18 protein-coding genes are annotated in these 19,197 nt (G+C 70.3%); 6 read left to right on the plus strand and 12 right to left on the minus strand.

Features of this window, described 5'->3' with window-relative positions; translation table 11 throughout:
* From AB0M30_RS00505 to AB0M30_RS00520, 4 genes are read right to left on the minus strand one after another with little or no spacing between them, the layout of a single operon-like run.
* Positions 1-630, minus strand: a complete 630-nt coding sequence (locus AB0M30_RS00505) for an acyltransferase (protein ID WP_364578075.1) — start codon at positions 628-630, stop codon at positions 1-3.
* The gene (locus AB0M30_RS00510) at positions 617-1,813 is read right to left on the minus strand and encodes a glycosyltransferase family 4 protein (protein ID WP_364578730.1); all 1,197 of its coding nucleotides are present in this window, start codon (positions 1,811-1,813) and stop codon (positions 617-619) included. Before AB0M30_RS00510 ends, AB0M30_RS00505 begins: the two co-directional genes overlap by 14 nt.
* 32 nt (positions 1,814-1,845) lie before the next feature.
* Entirely contained in the window at positions 1,846-2,775 is a 930-nt protein-coding gene (locus AB0M30_RS00515; protein ID WP_360166070.1) for an NAD-dependent epimerase/dehydratase family protein, read from the minus strand.
* Positions 2,776-2,798: 23 nt separating this feature from the next.
* Positions 2,799-3,932 carry a DegT/DnrJ/EryC1/StrS family aminotransferase gene (locus AB0M30_RS00520; protein WP_364578079.1) on the minus strand — a complete coding sequence of 378 codons (1,134 nt, stop codon included), beginning with the start codon at positions 3,930-3,932 and terminating at the stop codon, positions 2,799-2,801.
* A 127-nt stretch (positions 3,933-4,059) separates the two neighbouring features.
* Here AB0M30_RS00520 and AB0M30_RS00525 point away from each other — a divergent pair, with 127 nt between their 5' ends.
* Both AB0M30_RS00525 and AB0M30_RS00530 read left to right on the plus strand, forming a co-directional pair.
* Positions 4,060-7,161, plus strand: coding sequence for a BTAD domain-containing putative transcriptional regulator (locus tag AB0M30_RS00525; RefSeq protein WP_364578082.1), 3,102 nt, complete (start codon positions 4,060-4,062; stop codon positions 7,159-7,161).
* A 9-nt stretch (positions 7,162-7,170) separates the two neighbouring features.
* A complete protein-coding gene (locus AB0M30_RS00530; protein ID WP_364578085.1) occupies positions 7,171-8,031 on the plus strand; it encodes a helix-turn-helix transcriptional regulator in 861 nt (286 codons plus the stop codon).
* 27 nt (positions 8,032-8,058) lie between these two features.
* On the opposite strand, the gene AB0M30_RS00535 is transcribed toward AB0M30_RS00530, so the two are convergent.
* Both AB0M30_RS00535 and AB0M30_RS00540 read right to left on the minus strand, forming a co-directional pair.
* Positions 8,059-8,544, minus strand: coding sequence for a nuclear transport factor 2 family protein (locus AB0M30_RS00535; protein WP_364578088.1), 486 nt, complete (start codon positions 8,542-8,544; stop codon positions 8,059-8,061).
* Positions 8,541-9,149 carry a TetR/AcrR family transcriptional regulator gene (locus AB0M30_RS00540; RefSeq protein ID WP_364578091.1) on the minus strand — a complete coding sequence of 203 codons (609 nt, stop codon included), beginning with the start codon at positions 9,147-9,149 and terminating at the stop codon, positions 8,541-8,543. The genes AB0M30_RS00535 and AB0M30_RS00540 overlap by 4 nt, the downstream gene beginning before the upstream one ends.
* A gap of 78 nt (positions 9,150-9,227) precedes the next feature.
* Here AB0M30_RS00540 and lhgO point away from each other — a divergent pair, with 78 nt between their 5' ends.
* Entirely contained in the window at positions 9,228-10,415 is a 1,188-nt protein-coding gene (gene lhgO, locus AB0M30_RS00545) for an L-2-hydroxyglutarate oxidase (RefSeq protein ID WP_364578094.1), read from the plus strand.
* Here the strand turns inward: lhgO and AB0M30_RS00550 are convergent.
* Together AB0M30_RS00550 and serS are read right to left on the minus strand one after the other, a co-directional pair.
* The gene (locus AB0M30_RS00550; protein WP_364578097.1) at positions 10,412-11,413 is read right to left on the minus strand and encodes a DUF3558 family protein; all 1,002 of its coding nucleotides are present in this window, start codon (positions 11,411-11,413) and stop codon (positions 10,412-10,414) included. The two genes, lhgO and AB0M30_RS00550, sit on opposite strands and share 4 nt — an antisense overlap.
* Positions 11,414-11,479: 66 nt before the next feature.
* A complete protein-coding gene (gene serS, locus AB0M30_RS00555; RefSeq protein WP_360166049.1) occupies positions 11,480-12,742 on the minus strand; it encodes a serine--tRNA ligase in 1,263 nt (420 codons plus the stop codon).
* Between the two features lie 118 nt (positions 12,743-12,860).
* Here serS and AB0M30_RS00560 point away from each other — a divergent pair, with 118 nt between their 5' ends.
* On the plus strand, positions 12,861-14,153 hold the full coding sequence (locus AB0M30_RS00560) for an aspartate aminotransferase family protein (RefSeq protein WP_364578099.1): 1,293 nt from the start codon (positions 12,861-12,863) through the stop codon (positions 14,151-14,153).
* A 304-nt stretch (positions 14,154-14,457) separates the two neighbouring features.
* On the opposite strand, the gene AB0M30_RS00565 is transcribed toward AB0M30_RS00560, so the two are convergent.
* Genes AB0M30_RS00565 through AB0M30_RS00580 form a run of 4 tightly spaced genes read right to left on the minus strand, consistent with a single transcriptional unit; the run spans position 14,458 to position 17,695 of the window.
* Positions 14,458-15,372 (minus strand): haloalkane dehalogenase, encoded by a 915-nt coding sequence (locus tag AB0M30_RS00565; protein ID WP_364578102.1) that lies wholly within the window; start codon positions 15,370-15,372, stop codon positions 14,458-14,460.
* A 58-nt stretch (positions 15,373-15,430) separates the two neighbouring features.
* Positions 15,431-15,883 (minus strand): DUF350 domain-containing protein, encoded by a 453-nt coding sequence (locus AB0M30_RS00570; RefSeq protein ID WP_364578104.1) that lies wholly within the window; start codon positions 15,881-15,883, stop codon positions 15,431-15,433.
* Between the two features lie 45 nt (positions 15,884-15,928).
* Positions 15,929-17,095, minus strand: coding sequence for a glutathionylspermidine synthase family protein (locus AB0M30_RS00575; RefSeq protein WP_364578107.1), 1,167 nt, complete (start codon positions 17,093-17,095; stop codon positions 15,929-15,931).
* A complete protein-coding gene (locus AB0M30_RS00580) occupies positions 17,096-17,695 on the minus strand; it encodes a hypothetical protein (RefSeq protein ID WP_364578110.1) in 600 nt (199 codons plus the stop codon).
* 94 nt (positions 17,696-17,789) lie between these two features.
* Here AB0M30_RS00580 and AB0M30_RS00585 point away from each other — a divergent pair, with 94 nt between their 5' ends.
* Both AB0M30_RS00585 and AB0M30_RS00590 read left to right on the plus strand, forming a co-directional pair.
* Positions 17,790-18,818 carry a septum formation family protein gene (locus tag AB0M30_RS00585; RefSeq protein ID WP_364578112.1) on the plus strand — a complete coding sequence of 343 codons (1,029 nt, stop codon included), beginning with the start codon at positions 17,790-17,792 and terminating at the stop codon, positions 18,816-18,818.
* Positions 18,818-19,168 (plus strand): metallopeptidase family protein, encoded by a 351-nt coding sequence (locus AB0M30_RS00590; RefSeq protein ID WP_020642760.1) that lies wholly within the window; start codon positions 18,818-18,820, stop codon positions 19,166-19,168. The genes AB0M30_RS00585 and AB0M30_RS00590 overlap by 1 nt, the downstream gene beginning before the upstream one ends.
* The last annotated feature ends 29 nt before the right edge of the window (positions 19,169-19,197 follow it).

Consider the following 19,197-nt stretch of genomic DNA (forward strand, 5'->3'; position numbering starts at 1 on the left):
CTACTCCTCTGAGTAGTCGCCCGATGGGGCTCCCCACCCCGAAGTGTTCTGCCCGTGTGACTCCGCGATCTCCCGGCGGCGGGCGTTCTCCGCGCGCACCCGGTCCACTTCGGACTGGATGTACTCCTCGTCGTACCGCTGGAACACCCGCGCCGGATTGCCCGCCACCAGCGTCCGCGGCGGAACGTCCTTCGCCACCACCGAGTTCGGCTGGACCGTCGCGAAGTCGCCGATCGTCACGCCCGCCATGATCACCACCAGGCCGCCGATGAAGCAGCCCTTGCCGATCTTCACCGGCTTGCGCTCGATCAGGTCGCTGCCCGAGTGGTTCTGCAGCGTCATGTTCGCCAGCCAGCTCGAATGCGTGAAGATCAGCGTGTTCAGGCCGATGCTGGTGTGCTCGCCGATCTCCAGGCCGCCGCTCGCGTCGAGGGCCGCGCCCTCACCGATCCAGCAGTGTTCGCCCATTTTGAGGTTCTCGGGACTGATGATCTTCACGCGCTCGCGCACCCGGCAGGTCGGCGGCAAGCCGTAGAAAGCCGCGCGCTCGGCGTCGTTCATGTACTGCGAGACGAGCTCGGTCAGGATCTGCGGGCGCAGCCGGTGGCTGCGCTCGTCATCGAAGAACATCGGCTTCCGACACCAGCTTTTCGAACGTGCGGAGGTGCTCTTCGGCGACGACGTCGAGGCCGAAGTTCGACCGCACCAGCTCGCTCTCGCGCTGCGCGATCAGGGCCCGGCGATCCGGGTCGTCGAGCAGCTCGATCACCGTGCGCGCCACGGCTTCCGCGTCGTCCGGGCGCACGAGCAGCACGTTCTCGCCGTTGCGCAGCTCGATGCCCGGATAGTTGTCCTCGGTGACCGACGCGATCGTCGCCGTGCCGGACAGCATCGCCTCCAGCGACGCCGTGCCGCAGCCGCCGTTGAGGTCGTGCGTGACGATGTCCGCCGCCGCGAAGTACGCCGGGACGTCCTCCTTCGGCACCGCGCCCGTGACGACCAGCGCGTCCGAAACCCCCAGCTCCGCGGCCCGCTTGAGGAACGCGTCGTGGTACACGCGGCCGACGACGACCACCCGCACCCCGGGGTGCTTGTCCAGGATGGACGGCAGCGCCTCGATCAGCGGCAGCCGGTTGCGCAGCGGGATGACGTGGCCGAGCGACACGATCAGCGGCGCGTCGCCGATCCCGTGCTCCGCGCGGACGTCCTTCGTCACCGGCTTCGCGAAGTGGCCGGTGTCGACGGCGATCGGGAAGTATTCGGAGTTCGCGTCGCTGGTGCCGTAGCGGTCGACGCAGTAGTCGACGCCCAGCTTGTCGAGGATGACGTACCGCGGCTTGATGTAGCCGAGCATCGGCCGTACGAGCACCGCGTCGAGCAGCCGGAACACCCCGCCGTACAGCTTGTTGTCGCTGATCAGCAGCGTGTGGATGGTCAGCAGTGCCGGGACGCCGTGCCGCCGCGCCCAGATGCCGGCCAGCCACGACAGGTCGAAGAACTGGCCGTGCAGGTGGATCGCGTCCGGCTTGAACTCGTCCAGCAGCTTCCACAGCCGCCGCCAGTTGCCCGGCCGCAGCGACGCGAAGCTCATGTCGAAGTCGATCGACAGGCCGATCTGCGGCATCTTCACCGCCGGGAAGCGCACGACGCGGTAGCCGTCGCGCTCTTCCTCGGCCGGAGCCTCGCCGTACGCGGCCGTGATCGCGAGCACTTCGTGCCCGGCCTCGACGAACTGCGCCGCGAGCGAGGCCGCCATGTGCGCGCTGCCGCCCACCCGCGGCGGGAAGAAGTTGTTCACCACCGCGATGCGCATCGCACGCCCTTGGGCCGGCCCCGCGGTGGTTGTCACTCCGTTTCCTTGACCAGATCCCGCATCCCGTCCTCGACGGTGATCCGCGGCTCCCAGCCCAGCACTTCGCGCGCCCGGCCGATGTCGGCGGCGCGGCGCGAGACCAGCACGTCACGCTCGTTGAACAGCGGCTCTACGTCGACGCCGACGGCTTCGATGAGGATCTTGGCCAGCGCCGCGATCGACGTGTCGATGCCGGTGCCGATGTTGATCGGGAGGTTCGCCTTCTCCGACTCCAGCGCCGCGACGACGGCGTGCGCGAGGTCGGTGACGTGCACGAAGTCCATCGACTGGTCGCCGCGGCCGTCGATGATCGGCGGCTGGCCGGCGCGCAGGCGCTGGATGAAGTGGTTGATCACCGACGTGTAGTAGGCCTCGATCTTCTGGCCGGGGCCGTACACGTTGAAGAACCGCAGCGCGTTCCAGGACAGGCCCTTCTGGCGCTCGTAGAAGCCGAGCAGGTCCTCGCCGGCGCGCTTCGAGATGCAGTACGGCGTGAGCGGGCGCAGCTCGTCGTCCTCGTGCATCGGCAGCCGCTTCGGGTCGCCGTAGACCGACGCGGTCGAGGCGAACACCAGCCGCTCGACGCCCTCGTCGGCGGCCGCGGCGAAGACGTTGTGGTTGCCGATCATGTTGATGTCGATCGACTCGTGCGGGTCGGCGATCGACTTGTTGATCGACACCGTCGCGAAGTGGATGACGTGCGTGCAGCCGCGCATCGCCTCGCGCACCGCGCCGCCGTAGCGGACGTCCTTCTCGACCAGCTCGACCTGGCCCGTGGCGACGAACTCGTTGACGCGGGCGCGGTCGCCGCGAGTCATGTTGTCGAAGATCCGGACCGTGTAGCCGCCCTCGAGCAGCAGCGGGATCACGTGCGCGGCGATGAACCCGCCACCCCCGGTGAAGAACACCTTCTTGTCGGACACCAATTTCTCCTCGGTCGGCGGCTTCAGGACAGGGACTGCACGGCTTCGCGCACGACCTCGCCGACGCGGGTGACTTCCGCGTCGGTGAGGTTGGCGTGCATCGGGATGGCGAGCTGACGCGCGAACGCGTCGGCCGAAACGGGCAGCGGGGCCTGAGGCCCGTAGATCGGCTGCAGGTGCGAGGCGTAGGTGCCGAAGTTGCACTGGACGCCCTGCTCGCGGATGCGCATGGCGAGCGTGTCGCGGCTGACCTCGGGCGCGACCGTCAGCAGGTACGCCTGCCACGGGTGCTCGCGGTCGGGCAGCTCCACCGGCACGGTCAGCGCGCCGACGTCCGCGAACGCCTCGTGGTAGCGCTTCGCGACCGAGCGGCGGGCGGCCAGCAGGTCCGGCAGGCGGTCGAGCTGGACGTTCATGATCGCGGCCTGGACGTCCGAGAGGCGGAAGTTGTAGCCGAGCTCGTGGAACTCCGGGATGGGCAGCGTGTCCGAGCCTTCGCGGCTGATCGCCGGCTCGATGCCGTAGGTGTGCAGCTTGCGGGCGTGCGCGATGAGGTCTTCGCGGTCGGAGACCAGCGCGCCGCCCTCGCCCGCGGTGATGCCCTTGCGGCCGTGGAAGGAGAACGCGGCGAGGTCGGCGAGGCTGCCGGCCGGGCGCGTCTTGTACGTCGCCCCCGCGGCGCAGGCGGCGTCCTCGAAGAGCCAAAGGCCGTGCTTATCGGCGATCGCGCGGTACTCGTCGAAGTCACCGGGCTGGCCGGCGACGTCGACCGCGAGGATGCCGACCGTCTTCGGGGTGATCAGGGCTTCGACGTGCGCCGGGTCCGCGCTGAAGACGTCCGGGCGGATGTCGGCGAAGACCGGCTTCGCGCCCGCCTGGACGACGGCGTGGCCGGTCGCCGGGAAGGTGTAGTCCCCGACGATCACCTCGTCGCCCGGCCGGACGCCGAGGACTTTCAGCCCCAGGAAGAGCGCTGAACCGCAGTTCGCGGTCGTCAAGGCGTGCGCCGTGCCGGTGACCTGGGCGAAGCGCTCCTCGAAGCGGCGGCACGCCGGTCCGGCACCGGCCAGCCACCCCGACCGGAAGACTTCGGCGACGGCAGCGAGCTCCTCTTCGCCCACGGTGGGTTGACCTAGGGCAATGCTCTCGGGCGACATACCTCTCCCATTGCGTGGGGACCCGGCGAAGTGTATAGACGCACGCTCAGGTGATTCACAGCCCCACGCCGAACTCCCCTTTGGAGTGACGCTTCCCCCAGGTCGGGGACGTCCTAGGCTGGTCTCCATGCGATTCGGGGTGCTGGGGGCCGTCGCCGCGTGGGGCCCGGGCGGCACGCAGGTGGCGGTGGGCGGCCCGCGGTCGCGGACACTGCTGGCGCTGCTCGCGCTGGAGGCCGGCCGGTTCGTCCCGGCCGACCGGCTGATCGACGGCATGTACGGCGAACACCCGCCCGACGGCGCCGCGAACGCCCTCCAGTCGCAGGTGTCGCGGCTGCGGACGGCGCTGAAGGACCTCGCGCCGGTCGAGTTCACCGCGGCCGGCTACCGGCTGGCCGTGACACCGGACGAAGTGGACGTTCACTGCTTCGAACGGCTCGCCCGGACCGGCCGCACGCTGCTGAAGAACGGCGAGCACGGGCGGGCCGCGGAGGTGCTGGGCGAGGCGCTGGCGTTGTGGCGCGGGCCGGCGTTCACCGACCTGGCGGACGCGCCCTTCGCCGCCACGCAGGCCACCCGGCTCGAGGAGCTGCGCGCGGACGCCGCGGACGACCACGTCGAGGCCCGGCTGGCGCTCGGGCAGGCCGAAGACGTCCTCGCCGGCCTGCGGGAGACCGTCGCCGGGCAGCCGCTGCGGGAACGGCCGCGCGCGCAGCTCGTCCGCGCGCTGGCCGCCGCCGGACGGCCGGCCGACGCGCTCGCCGCGTTCGAAGACGCCCGCCGCACGCTGGCCGACGAACTGGGCGCCGACCCCGGCCCCGAGCTCGCCGAAGCCCACCTCGCGGTGCTTCGCGGCGAAACGGAGAAGCCGGTGCTCCCGGCGCTGCCCGCCCAGCTGACCACCTTCGTCGGCCGCGACGCCGAGCTGCGGCAGGTCGCGGAGCTGCTGGACCGCAGCCGGCTCGTGACGCTCACCGGCCCGGGCGGCACCGGCAAGACCCGGCTGGCGGTCGAGGTCGCCGCCACCCGGGCCGGTCCGGTGGCATTCGTCGAGCTCGCCCCGCACGGCGGCGCCGACGTCGCCGGCGCGGTGCTGGCCGCGCTGGGCCTGCGCGAGAGCTCGCGCGGCGGCCCGCAGGACCCGGTCGAGCGGCTGGTGCCGGCGTTGCGCGACCGCCCGGTGCTGCTGGTGCTGGACAACTGCGAGCACGTCGTCGAGGTGGCGGCCCGGCTCGCCGCGCGCCTGCTCGCCGCGTGCCCGGGGCTGCGCGTGCTGGCCACCAGCCGCGAGCCGCTCGGCATCACCGGCGAGCAGCTGGCGCCGGTGCCGCGGCTGGCCGTCCCGCCGCCCGGGACGGCGGCCGTGCAGGCGTCGGAGTTCGCGGCTGTCCGGCTGTTCGCCGAGCGCGCGGCCGCGAGCGATCCCGCGTTCGCGCTCGACGAGTCCACGATCGGCGACGTCCAGCACGTCTGCGCGGCTCTCGACGGCCTGCCGCTGGCCCTGGAGCTGGCGGCGGCCCGCGTCCGGACCCTGTCCCTCGGCGAGATCGCCGCCCGGCTCGACGACCGTTTCCGGCTCCTGGCGCGCGGCAGCCGGACGGCCGAAGCCCGGCACCGCTCGCTGCGCGGAGTCGTCGAGTGGAGCTGGGACCTGCTGACGGGCGAAGAACGTTCGCTGGCCAGGAGACTCGCGGTGTTCGCCGGCGGCGCGAGCGCCGCGGCCGCCGCCGAGGTGTGCGGCGCGGACGTCGACCTGCTGCCGGAGCTGGCCGACAAGTCCCTGGTGGAAGCCGTCGGCGGCCGGTTCCGGATGCTGGAGACGATCCGCGCGTTCGGCGGCGAGAAGCTCGCCGAAGCGGGCGAGGCGGAGACGTTCCACCGCGCGCACGCCGAGTACTTCCTCCGGTTCGCGACGGAGGCGGACCCGATGCTGCGGACCGCGGAGCAGCTGGACTGGCTGGCGCGGATCGACGCCGACTACGACAACATCCTGGCCGCCCTCCGCTGGTCGACCGAGCACGACGTCGCGCTGGCGCTGCGGCTGGTGCCGTCGCTGGCGATGTACTGGTGGATGCGCGGGCGGCGGTTCGAGGGCGCGGTGCTGTCGCTGACCGTGGTTTCGCGGTGCTCGCCCGAGCTGCGCGCGGAGTACGCCGAGGAGTTCCTGGTGTGCGTGCTCGGCGCGCTGGCCGGGCAGCGGCACGAGTCGCTGGAGCAGTACCTGCCGCTGGTCCGCCGGTACGCGACGGACGATTCGTGGGAGCCCCGCAACCCGATGCTGGTGATGCTGCTGGGGGTGGTGGCCGGCCCGCCGGGCGACGACGCCGAGCGGCTCGGCCGAGGCCTGCTGGCGGCCGGTGACGCGTGGGGCTGGGCGCTGCTGCCGATGGGCACGGGCCTGCGGGCGATGATGTCGGGTGACCTGGCCGGCGCGGAGGAAGGCCTGCGCGAGGGCGCGGCGCAGTTCCGCGCGCTGGGCGAGCGGTGGGGCCTGTCGATGTCCCTGGACCACCTGTCCCAGCTGCTGACCTGGCGCGGCGAGTACGCGGCGGCGTTGCCGCTGATGGACGAAGCGCTGGGCCTGATGCACGAGATCGGCGCCACGGACGACGTCGCGGACCTGATCTGCCGCCGCGCGTGGACGCACCTGCTCTCGGGCGACCACGCCCGAGCCCGCGCGGACTACGAACTGGCGGCGGCAACGGCCCGCCGTTCGGGCATGCCGGAGTCCCGCGCGGCGGCGTACGTCGGCTTGGCGAACCTGGCCCGGCTGTCGGGCGATTTGGCCGCGGCGCGGGAGCTGTGCGAGCGCGCGCTGGCGGAATGTGCGGGAGGCTCGTTCTCATCGGAGGCAGTCCGCGCGACGGCGTTGATCTCCCTGGGCTGGCTGGCGCTGGCGGAGGGCGACCGGTCATCGGCGGTCTCGTTGCACCGCTCGGCGGTGGTGATCGGACGGCAGTGGAACGCGAGTGACGTGGTGGCGTTCGCGTTGGAGGGCCTGGCGGGAGCAGCGCAGCCGGCACCGGCGGCGGTCCTGCTGGGCGCGGCGGCCGCGATTCGCGGGACGGAGATCAGCGGCCCGGAGGTAACGGCGGTCCGCGGGCGGCTGGTGGCGTCGCTGGGGGTGGACGGGTTCGAGCGGGCCTATCGGACGGGGCTGGGGATGAGTGCGCAGAAGGCGCTGGAGCACTCGATCGAGGGCGAGGTGTCCACAAGTTCGGACACGTAAATTGCCACCATGCCGAAGACGGACACGGTCACCCCGCGCGCACGCACCCTCGCGACCGCGATCCGCGAGGTCCGCACGGACGCCGGCTGCGGTTTGCGAGAACTGGCGCGGCGGATCGGGATCCACTTCCAGCTGCTCAGCCAGTGGGAGTACGGCCTGCGTACTCCGCGGTTGGAGGAGGTGACAGCCATTCTCGGCGCACTCGGGGTGGTCGGTGATCGCAAACGGCAGATCCTGACCTTGGCGAAAGGCGCTTCGGAACCGGGCTGGATCACCTACGGCCCTTCCGGCATGCAGCTCGCGGCGGTGATCGAGTGTGAGAAGGCGGCGAAATCCATCGTCGAATGGTCGCCGATGGGCATTCCCGGACTGCTTCAGACCCCGGGCTATGCCCGCGCGATGTTCGCCGCCTCCGGCCGCACTGCGGAAGAGGCAGATCGACGAGTCACGTTGCGCATGAAGCGCCAGGAAATGCTCTCCGCCGACCGGACCTTCGAAGCGATCATCGGTGAAGCCGCCCTGCGTGACCGGATCGGTACTCCGGCCACAATGTTCGACCAGCTGCATTCGTTGATCGAGAAATCCGCACGGTCAGTCACGCTGCGGGTGGTTCCGGCCACCTGTGGCTGGCATCCCGGCTTGGCAGGACCGTTCCTCCTGTATTCGCTGACCGACGGCACAGCGGTGGTTTACCTGGAACACCTGTCCTGCGGGGCATTCGTGCTCGACGAGCACGATGTACGGGTGTATCGAGCCGGGCTCAAGACGCTCCGTGCGCTGGCGATGAGCACGACCGAATCCGCAGCGTTCATCGCCCGGCTCGCCAATGAAATTGAAGGCGTTGAGCTTCCCGCCTTGACCGGCGAATAGCAGCACCCGCCGCTTGGTCGGCCTTCCTCACGCACCTCGGCCGCTGACCAGCGGGACCGCGCGCCGGTCCCCTGAGCGCACCATCGCCAGCAGCGGCTTCACCAACACCCCCAGCACCCGCGCCACCACCGGGCGGCCGTTCTCGCGAGCCAGGTCCGGGCCGAAGCGGTCCATCAGCGCCACCAGCCCCGGCAACGTCCGCACGAACAGCGTCGCCTCCTCGATCAAGCCGTCGTCGTTCAGCCGCACCACCGTGGCCTCCTCGATCGGCTCGCCGCCGATCCGGGCGGTGTAGACCACCACCCGCGTCCGCGTGTCGCCGACGTCCGTGTGGAAGCTGATGTCCTCCAGGTGCCGGTACGCCACCTCGATCAGCGGCCTCAACTCCGCGTGCCCGGTGAAGCGCACCCGGGACGTCAGCGGTGAATGCAGCACCGCGTCCGGCGCGAACGCCGTCATGGCCAGTTCGACGTCGCGCGTTTCGGCTGCGCGACGGTAGGTTTCCGTGCTCATCGTTCCCCCTTGGTCAGCGTGGCGAGTCCGCGCCACAGCAGGTCGACCGTCAGCGCCACCACCTCGTCGCGCGGGATCTCGCGGTGCTCCCACCACCACGTCGCGATCGAATTCAGGGCGCTCTTGCACGCCTCCGCCAGCACGTCGTCGGCCAGCGGACGCGGGATGCGGGACGTCAGGTCCAGCGGCAGCCCGTGGAACAGCGAAGCCAGGTTGGCCGTCGCGCGGGCCTGGCCGCGGCGGTGCACCGTGGCCACCGCCGGGTCCGACGGGGCTTCCGCGAAGATCATCCGCCAGCCGCGCTCGTTCGCCTCGATCCAGTGGAAGATCGCCGAAACGCGGCTGCGCAACAGCATCTCCGGATCTTCCGACGCCGGCAGCTCGGCCCAGCCGGCCAGTAATCCGTCCACTTCGGACTCCAGGAGGGCCGCGTACAGCTGCGCCTTCGCCGGGAAGTGGTCGTACAAGACCGGTGTGCTGATCCCGGCGGCCGCCGCGACCTCGCGCATCCCGGCCGCGTCGTAGCCCGACGCGGCGAACACCTCGCCGGCCGCCGCGAGGATCCGCTCGCGCCGCGCCTCCCTCGTCAACCGCTTACCTGACATCGGTTAGGTACTGTACCTGACAGACGTTAGGTAACGCCAGGAAGACCACCTGCGAAGACTCGCGTAGCCTGATCGACCGTGCGCAACGTGGTAGTCGTCGGGGGCGGGATCGTCGGTCTGGCCGTGGCCTGGGAGCTGACCAGGCGCGGGCTGGACGTCACCGTCCTGGAAAAGGAATCCCGCTGGGCGGCCCACCAGACCGGGCACAACTCGAACGTCGTGCACGCCGGGCTCTACTACAAGCCCGGTTCCTTCAAGGCGCGGATGTCCGTCGCCGGCAACCGGTCCATCGTGGACTTCGCGCGGCAGTACGGCGTGCCCGTCGAGGTGTGCGGGAAGCTCGTCGTCGCGACCCACGAGCGGGAGATCCCCGCGCTGAACACGCTCGCCGAGCGCGCCGAGGCCAACGGCGTCCCGGCCAAGCAGATCTCGCCCGCCGAAGCGCGCGAGTACGAGCCCGAAGTCGCCTGCGTCGCCGCGTTGCGCGTCGAATCCACCGGGATCATCGACTTCCCCGCCGTCTGCCACGCGCTCGTCCGGCTGCTCGACGAGGCCGGCGTCGACCTGCGGCTGGACTCGCCCGCGGTGGCCATCCGGGCCGGGAGCCACGGCGGGGTCGAGGTCGCGACCGGCGACGACGTCGTCCAGGCCGATGCGCTCGTCAACTGCGCCGGCCTGCACTCCGACCGCGTCGCGCGGCTGGCCGGGCTGACGCCGTCGGCGAAGATCGTGCCGTTCCGCGGCGAGTACTACGAGCTCAAGCCGGACCGGCGGCACCTGGTCAAGGGCCTGATCTACCCCGTGCCGGACCCGACGCTGCCGTTCCTCGGCGTGCACCTCACGCGCATGCTCGACGGCAGCGTCCACGCCGGCCCGAACGCCGTGCTCGCGCTGCGCCGCGAGGGTTACCGCTGGCGCGACTTCTCCGCCAAAGACGTCGCCGAGGTCGCCGGTTTCCCCGGCGTCTGGCGGCTCGCGCGCAAGTACGCGTTCCCGACCGGGCTCGACGAGGTCCGCCGCTCGTTCTCCAAGAAGCGGTTCGCCGCGAGCCTCGCGCGGCTCGTGCCGGCCGTCACCGAGGACGACATCGTCCGCCACGGCTCCGGCGTGCGCGCCCAGGCGATGCGCCGCGACGGCTCGCTCGTCGACGACTTCCTCATCGAGACCGCGCGCGACCAGGTGCACGTCCTGAACGCGCCGTCGCCGGCCGCGACGAGCGCGCTGGAGATCGCGCGCCACATCGCGGACCAGGTCTCCGAGGGCTAGCCGGGCAGGTTCGCGGTCACCAGCGGCAGGCCCTGCTTGACGAGGTCACAGGTCTTCGCGTCGTCGCCGATGAACCCGCTGACCACCTGCACCGACGACGTGTCCGTGATCGCCAGGGTCGCGCCGCAGGTCACCCGCAGGCCGCCCATGTTCGGGAACAGGCCCCACTTGCGGCCGCCGACGTCGACGGTTTCGGTCGGGTTGACGCCCTTCGCGCCCGGCCACTCCCCGACCGGCGTGCTGGGGCCGAACCAGACCTCGAACGCCTTCTGGCCGCCGTCGCCGTCGGTGTCGTCCCAGAGGCAGTACGACGCGTTCGGCACCGTGGACGAGGTGTCCTTCTCGCCGGTGGGCGAGATGTCCTTCAGCTGGGCCACCTGCTCGGGCTTCAGCGCCGCGCACGGGTCCGCCGACAGCAGCGGGCCGCCCGGCTCGGGCTTCGCCGACGTCGACGGCGTGAGCGGCGGGGCGTCCTGGCCGCCGGGCAGGTGCGCCGCGACCTGCGGGATCACGGTCTTCGCCAGTTCGCACGACTTGTCGAGCTTGCCCGCCGAGACGCTGACGTACGCGAACGACTTGGTGCCGAGCAGGGCGTAGAACGCGCAGTCGTCGGGCAGGATCGAGGCGTACTGCGTCCAGCTGAGGCCGCCGGCTGGCAGCGGCTCGGACTTCTTGATGGCGCCGGAGATGTACTCGTTGAAGTCGATGTCCGAGGCGACGCCCACGTTGAGGACGGCCGACGGCTCGATGTCGTCCTTCGAGTTCCAGAGGCACATCGGCGGCTGGAGCCGCTCCTTGTTCTCCGGCACCGAACGGCCCGGCGACCGGTAGCCGAGGGCGTCGACCTGGGCCTCATCGAGCAGCGTGCAGGCGTCGACGGCCGTGACGACCGGGCCCTGACCCGGCACGGGCGACGCCGAGCCACCGACCGTGACCGTGCAGCCGGTCACCACGGTCACGGCCGCCAGCGCCGCCGCGACCTGCCACCTCTTGCGCATGCGAGTCCTCCCGTTCGGCCCGGACTGTACTGGGACGAACGGAGCAGCACCGCGGATCCATCCGATTCAGCGAGGCGTGAGGACTTCCTTGCCGCCGACGAACGGGCGCAGCGCCTCCGGCACGCGGACCGAGCCGTCTTCCTGCTGGTGGTTCTCGACGATCGCGGCGATCCAGCGGGTGGTGGCCAGGGTGCCGTTGAGCGTCGCGGCGATCTGCGGCTTGCCGTTCTCGTCGCGGTACCGGACCGAGAGGCGGCGGGCCTGGAACGTCGTGCAGTTGGACGTCGAGGTCAGCTCGCGGTAGGTCTCCTGGGTGGGGAGCCACGCCTCGCAGTCGAACTTGCGGTGCGCGGACGTGCCGAGGTCGCCGGTCGCGGTGTCGATCACCCGGTAGGGCACCTCGATCTTCGCGAGCATCTGCTCTTCCCAGCCGAGCAGCCGCTCGTGCTCGGCCTCGGCGTCCGCCGGCTTGGCGTAGACGAACATCTCGACCTTGTCGAACTGGTGGACGCGGATGATGCCCCGGGTGTCCTTGCCGTACGAGCCGGCCTCGCGGCGGTAGCAGGACGACCAGCCCGCGTAGCGGTTCGGGCCGTCGTTCAGGTCGAGGATCTCGTCGGCGTGGAAGCCGGCCAGCGGCACCTCCGACGTGCCGACGAGGTAGAGGTCGTCGTCCGCGAGGTGGTAGATCTCGCTCGAGTGCTGCCCGAGGAAGCCGGTGCCGGCCATGATCTCGGGGCGGACCAGCGACGGCGTGATCATCGGCGTGAAGCCGTTCTCGAGCGCCTGCGCGATGGCCATGTTGAGCAGGCCGAGCTGCAGCTGCGCGCCGATGCCGGTGAGGAAGTAGAACCGCGAGCCCGACACCTTCGCGCCGCGTTCCATGTCGACGCCGCCGAGGCCTTCGAGCAGCTCGAGGTGGTCCTTCGGGGTGAAGCCGAGCTTCGTCGGCTCGCCGACGTGCTTGACCACGGTGAAGTCGTCTTCGCCGCCGACCGGGGCATCCGGGTGGACCAGGTTCGGCACGGTCCGGAAGAGCTGGTCGAACTCCTCCGACGCGGTGTTCTGCTCCACCTCGGCCGCCTTGACCTGCGCGGCGAGCTCCTTGGCCGTGGCCAGGAGCCGCTGCTTCTCCTCCGGCGGCGCCTTCGGGATCTGCTTGCCCAGCAGCTTCTGCTCGTTGCGCAGCTTGTCGGCGGCCGCGATCGAGGACCGGCGCCGGGAGTCGAGGGAGAGCAGCTTGTCGACCACTCCCTCGTCTTCACCACGAGCGCGCTGCGACGCGCGCACGGCTTCCGGGTCATCGCGCAGAGTCCTGGGGTCAATCACGGGTCAGAGGGTAGTCCGTACAGACTGTGCGGCCCTACTGGGTTATCCCGACAGTCTGATCGTTGAAGCGCTGTTCACGGCGTCCCCATACTCCAGGGAAACCCTGAGGAGGCGCCCGATGACCGACGAGCTGCTGACCCGGCACCGCGCAGTCATGCCGTCCTGGATGTCGCTGCTCTACGAAGAGCCGATCGAGATCGTGCACGCGCACGACCGCCGGATGACCGATTCCCAGGGTCGCACCTACCTGGACTTCTTCGCGGGGGTGCTGACCAACTCGATGGGCTACGACGTCGCCGAGATCGGCGACGCGGTCCGCAAGCAGCTCGACACCGGCATCCTGCACACCTCGACGCTGTATTTGATCCGCTCCCAGGTCGAGCTGGCCGAGCGGATCGCGAAGTTGTCGAACATCCCGGACGCCAAGGTGTTCTTCACGAATTCGGGCAGCGAGGCCAACGACACGGCCCTGATGCTGGCGACGCAGTACCGCCGCAGCAACCAGGTGCTGGCGATGCGCAACTCGTACCACGGCCGTTCGTTCGGAACGGTCGCGATCACCGGCAACCGCGGCTGGTCGGCCTCGGCGTTGAGCCCGGTCAAGGTCAACTACGTCCACGGCGGCTACCGGTACCGCAGCCCGTTCCGCGACATGTCCGACGCGGACTACATCGACGCGTGCGTAGCGGACCTGGTGGACGTCCTGGACACGGCAACGGCGGGCGACGTGGCGTGCCTGATCGCCGAGCCGATCCAGGGGGTCGGCGGCTTCAGCCTGCCGCCGGACGGGCTGTTCCGCGCGATGAAGGAGGTGCTCGATTCCTATGGAGTGCTGTTCATCTCGGACGAGGTCCAGACGGGCTGGGGCCGCACGGGCGAGCACTTCTGGGGCATCGAGGCCCACGGCGTGACCCCGGACATGATGACGTTCGCCAAGGGCCTGGGCAACGGCCTGGCGGTCGGCGGCGTAGTGGCCCGCGGCGACGTGCTCGACTGTTTTCAGGCCCAGTCGTTCTCGACGTTCGGCGGCAACCCGGTCTCGATGGTCGGCGCAACAGCGGTCCTGGACTACATCAACGACCACAACCTCCAGGCCAACTGCGCGGCCCGAGGAGCCCAACTGCTGTCAGGCCTGCGAGCGGCGCCGTCCCCGCTGGTGGCCGAGGTACGCGGCAAGGGCCTGATGATCGGGATAGAGCTGATCAAGCCGGGCACGACAACGCCAAATGTGGCAGCCGCAGCCCGCATGCTGGAGGAGACGAAGAAGCGCGGCTTGCTCATCGGCAAGGGCGGCCTGCACGGAAACGTGCTGCGCCTAGGCCCCCCAATGACCCTGACCGCGGACGAGGCACAGGAAGGCCTGGACATCCTGATCGACGCACTGGCGGCAACCCACACAGCCCTGGCCTGACCAGACAAAAGGAGCGGGGTGGTCATCCCGTCGCCTGAGGCCGCAAAAATCACTTTGAGCCGGGCCCGCAACCCACCGACAAACGCAAGACAACGACGCAAGCTTGCGGGCCCGGCTCAAAGTGATAGGCCTCAATCAGGCGACGGGATGACCACCCAGCGGCCCACCTCGAGAAGGTGAGACGGCAGCGGCGAGGGGCGGCCATCCCAGAGCCTGCCCGTCCGGCGAGGACAGCTTTTGCATTTTTGCCACGGCAGAAAACTCTCCCGCGGCACAGCGGGTCCGACTTGCGCCACCGGTTCTCTCAGCCCCGCACGAACCGCACCACGTGCTCAGCCAGCTCCTCGCCCGCATCTTCCTGCAGGAAGTGCCCCGCCCCCGCGATCACCGGGTGCTCCAATCCCCGCGCGCCCTTCATCGAGCGCTGCAGGATCGGGGCCAGGCCACCCGTGATGGGGTCGCCGTCGGAAAACGCCACCAGGAACGGAAGCTCCAGCTCGGTCAGGATCTTCCACGCCGCGCGGTTGGCCTCCGTCGCCGGGTTGTCGGGCCGGTAGGGCACCAGCCCCGGCATGGCCCGGGGACCGGCCTTGTACGTCTCGTTCGGGAAGGGCGCGTCGTAGGCGGCCCGCACCGCGTCCGGCAACTTCGACGCGCAGCCGGACTGCACGAACCGGGCGACGTCCAGCACCGGTGCCTTCTCGACGGCCTCACGAAAGGCGTGCCACGCCGCCGGCATGTCTTGGTCGCCGCTCGGCAGGCCGGTGTTGGACGCCACCACGCGAGCGAACCGGGCCGGCTCCGCCGCCACCAGGCGCAGGCCGATCAAGCCGCCCCAGTCCTGGCCGACCAGGGTCACGTCGTGCAGGTCCAGCGCGTCGAACGCGAACCCTCGCATCCACTCGACGTGGCGGGCGTACGAGTGATCCGCCTGGTTCGCCGGCTTGTCTGACCGGCCGAAGCCCACCAGGTCCGGGGCGATCGCGCGCAAGCCGGCCGAAGCCAGGACCGGCAGCATCTTGCGGTACAGGAACGACCAGCTCGGCTCGCCGTGCAGCAGCAGGACCACCGGGCCGTCCGCCGGGCCCGCCTCGACGTAGCCGACTCTGATGCGGCCGTCGTGCGGGTCGTCCAGCTCGGCGTAGCGAGGCTCGAAGGGAAAGTCGGGCAGGTCCGTGAACCGGTCGTCCGGTGTCCTCAGCAGGCGCACGGACCCCACGCTAGTGCGAATGGAAGAGCCGGACCACGCATCACGTGGCCCGGCTCACAAACACCGCTCAGGAGATGCCGACCGCCACCACGAGGCCCAGGCCGATGTGCGCCGCCGCGACGACGATGCTCACCGGGGCGAACTTCTCGCTCTCGATGGTCGAGGCCACGTCGATGCGGGTCGCCCACTCCAGGAGCCGGACCGCGACGACCTGGACGACGATCCCGAGCAGGCCGTAGACCAGCGAGGTGATCAGGCCCTCGGTGAGGTCGCTCGCCGAGTTGAAGATCGCCACGACGACGATGAACGCCATCGAGAGCATCCCGGACGCCGTCACGATCACGGCGTTCGGCAGGCCCTGCGTGACCAGTTTCGACAGCTTGCCCGGCGTGGTCCAGTCGATCGCGTAGAAGCCGGCGAACATCAGCAGCAGGCCGATGACGCCGTACAGCAGGATCGCGCCGATCCCCCGCACGAGGTCGGAGCCGAACGTGTCGGACAGCGCAAGGGTCGTGTTCACGAATTGTCTCCCAGGGGAAAAGAGCTGATCAGCGACGGTGTTGTATCACGACTCGACGATGCGGTGTGGGACAAATGCCGCACCGTCGTCGGTGACCAGGCCGCCGGTCTCGCGGATGCCCAGCCCGGCGGAGCTGTCGCCGACGATCCACGCACCGAGCGCCGGCCGGTAGCCGTCGAACTCGGGCAGCGGGTCGAACGCCTGGTAGACGAAGCCTTCGGCGCCGTAGACGCCGTCGGTCTGGGTCTCGTAGCCGGTCGCGACGATCTGCACGTTCGCGCCCTCGCGGCCCAGCTTCGGCTTGCGGACGTACTCGGTGAGGATCCCGGGGTCGTCGGCGAACGCGGGCAGCAGGTTCGGGTGGCCTGGGTAGTTCTCCCACAGGATCGCCAGCAGCGTCTTGTTGGAGAGGATCATCTTCCAGAGCGGCTCGATCCACAGCGTCCGCGGCAGCGACTCGACGGCGTTGCGGCCGAACTCCTCGTCGACCACCCACTCCCACGGGTACAGCTTCAGCACGGTCGCCATCTGCTGCTCTTCGAGGTCGACGAACCGCTTGAGCACCGGGTCCCAGCCGATCTCCTCGATCGCCAGGCCCACCGTGTCGAGGCCGGCCTCGGCCGCGGTCTCCTGCAGGTACGCCGTGGTGACGTTGTCCTCGCCGCTCGGATCGGCCGCCGACCAGGTGAAGTGCAGCTCGTTGGACGGCAGCTTGTCCCGCAGGAACGCCCACCGCTCGACGAGCTTCTCGTGGATCGAGTTCCACTGGTCGTCGTCCGGGAAGACGTCGGTCTTCCAGTGCCACTGCAGCAGGGACGCCTCGAGCAGCGTGGTCGGCGTGTCCGCGTTGTACTCGAGCAGCTTCGCCGGCGACTTGCCGTCGTAGCGCAGGTCGAACCGGCCGTAGACGTGCGGGTCCTGCCGCTTCCACGACTCGGCGATGTGCGGCCAGACCCACTCGGGGATGCCGAAGCGCTGGTAGCCCTCGGTCGTCACGACGTTGTCGACGGCCTCCAGGCACATCGAGTGCAGCAGCTCGACGTCGGCCTCCAGCGAGAGGACCTCGTCCATGTCGAAGACGTAGTGCACGGACTCGTCCCAGTACGGCCGCACCCGGCCGCTGCTGTCGCGGGCCGGCGTGCCGTAGACGAGCCCCTGCTCCTCGACGATCCGCTGCCAGTCGCGCCGCGGCTCACGCCGGTCCCGGTACACCTACGATCCCCCGCTCTTGCCGCTGCCGCCGGTGCTGCCGCTCTTGCCGCTGATGCCGAAGCCGCCGCGCTGGACGGACTTGCCGGACTTCGTGTTGACGTTGCTGCGCGACGACGGCGGGTCGTAGGAACCCCCGGACACGCGCTGGCCGACGACGCCCTGCCCGCCGTAGTTGTAGCGGTAGCTGTTGTAGCCGCCGCCCGGGATCGGCAGGAAGAGGAAGCCGCCGCTGTGGTAGCCGCCGTGGCTGGTCACGTAGTTCTCGTCGCAGTTGTCGTCGTTCTGGACGACACCGTTCGAGTCGGTGCAGACGGCCGTGACTTCGTTCGGCTTCGCGACGGTGTAGAACGTCGCGACCAGGCCGACGAGCCCGACCGTGACGCCGCTGCCGATCAGGATCTTGCGCCGCGTCGCCGCCTTGGCATCGGACTGGCGGGCCAGCTCCTCGTCGCGCTCCTCCTGGACCAGCGCCTGCTGGCGCGCCCGCTGCTCGGCGAGCGAGGGCTCCTTGGGACGGGTGTTCGAGTCCTGAAACCTCATCGAGCCGCGCTTCGGCGGCTCGGGGGGCGGCTGGTCCCCAGTATTGTTGTCCTGCGTCATGTGCGCTCCGTAATCACCGGCCACCGCGAAACCGTGACCACCCTAACCACCCGGACCGCGCACGTCATGCGCGGCGCGGGCATCATGGACTGCGATGTCTCCCAGTGCCGATCGGTTCCCCACCGCCCCTCAGACGTTACGCACTCGCGTCGTGATGGGCGGGATCTTCGCGGGCGCGCTCATCGCGCTCGCGCTCAGCGTCGTGTTCTCGTGGAGCGACGGCATCGTCGGCGGCTCCGGCGGCGGCGCGGGCAAGCTGTCGGCGGCGGCCCAGGAGGCGTTCCACTCCCCGCCCGGCAGCTGCCTGACCTGGGACAACCCCGACGCCAGCGACGCGCGCAAGGTGGCCTGTACCCAGCCGCACCTGTTCGAGGTGACCACGCTCGTGGACATCGGCGCCCAGTACCCCGAAGGCGCGCCCGTCCCGTCGCTGGATCAGTGGCAGCAGATCGCGCAGCAGAAGTGCACCGCGGACGTGAAGCCGTACCTCGGGCACAAGCTCGACCCGTACGGCAAGCTCACGACGAACCTGCTCCGCCCGACGCCGTCACAGTGGGAGGACGGCGACCGCCAGCTGCGGTGCGGCCTGCAGTGGGCGGGCCCCGGCGGCAAGCTGCTGCCGACGACCGGGCCCGCCAAGGAGCAGGACCAGTCGCTGGTCTTCGAGCCGGGCACCTGCCTGGCGCTGCGCGGCAAGGGCGTCGGCGATCCGATCGACTGCGCGAAGCCGCACTCGTACGAGATCGTCGCGACCCTCGACCTCAAGACGAACTTCAAGGACGGCTACCCCTCCCAGGACAACCAGAAGGCCTGGCTCGACACCGAGTGCAACAAGGCGGCGGGCGACTACACCGGCGGCGCCGACCTCGAGGCGAAGAAGGTGATCCTGACCTGGGACCTGCGGGAGCAGGAGAGCTGGGACACCGGCTCGACCAAGGTCAACTGCAAGGTGGCTTCGGTGCTGCCGGACAAGAGTGGCCTGCAGGCGGTGACCGGCAGCGTCAAGGCCGCCCCGGCGGGCCCGGACGGCGGCCAGCCCCAGGACGGCGGCCCGCCATCGGACGGCGGCGGTGGCGCGGCCACGCCGAATCCCGCGCCTTCGACGGCGAAACAGGGCGGCTGATGCCCGTCGAGATGAGCCGGGAGCGGTTCGAAGAGCTGGTCTCCGAAGCCCTGGACGAGGTGCCGCCCGAGTTCGCGCGCGCGATGGACAACGTCGTCGTGCTCGTCGAGGAGTTCAACGACGAAGCGCCGGACATCCTGGGGCTCTACCACGGGATCGCGCTGACCGAGCGCACCTCGTCGTACGGCGGGGTGCTGCCGGACCGGATCTCGATCTACCGGCAGCCGATCCTGGCCATGTGCGAGGACGAGGACGAGGTCGTCGAGGAAGTCCTGATCACCGTCGTGCACGAGCTGGGGCACCACTTCGGCATCGACGACGCCCGGCTGCACGAGCTCGGCTGGGGCTGAGCGCGTACCGGGACGATCGGGGCACCTGC

The sequence above is a fragment of the Amycolatopsis sp. NPDC051716 genome (assembly GCF_040681595.1).
Classification (GTDB): Bacteria; Actinomycetota; Actinomycetes; order Mycobacteriales; family Pseudonocardiaceae; genus Amycolatopsis.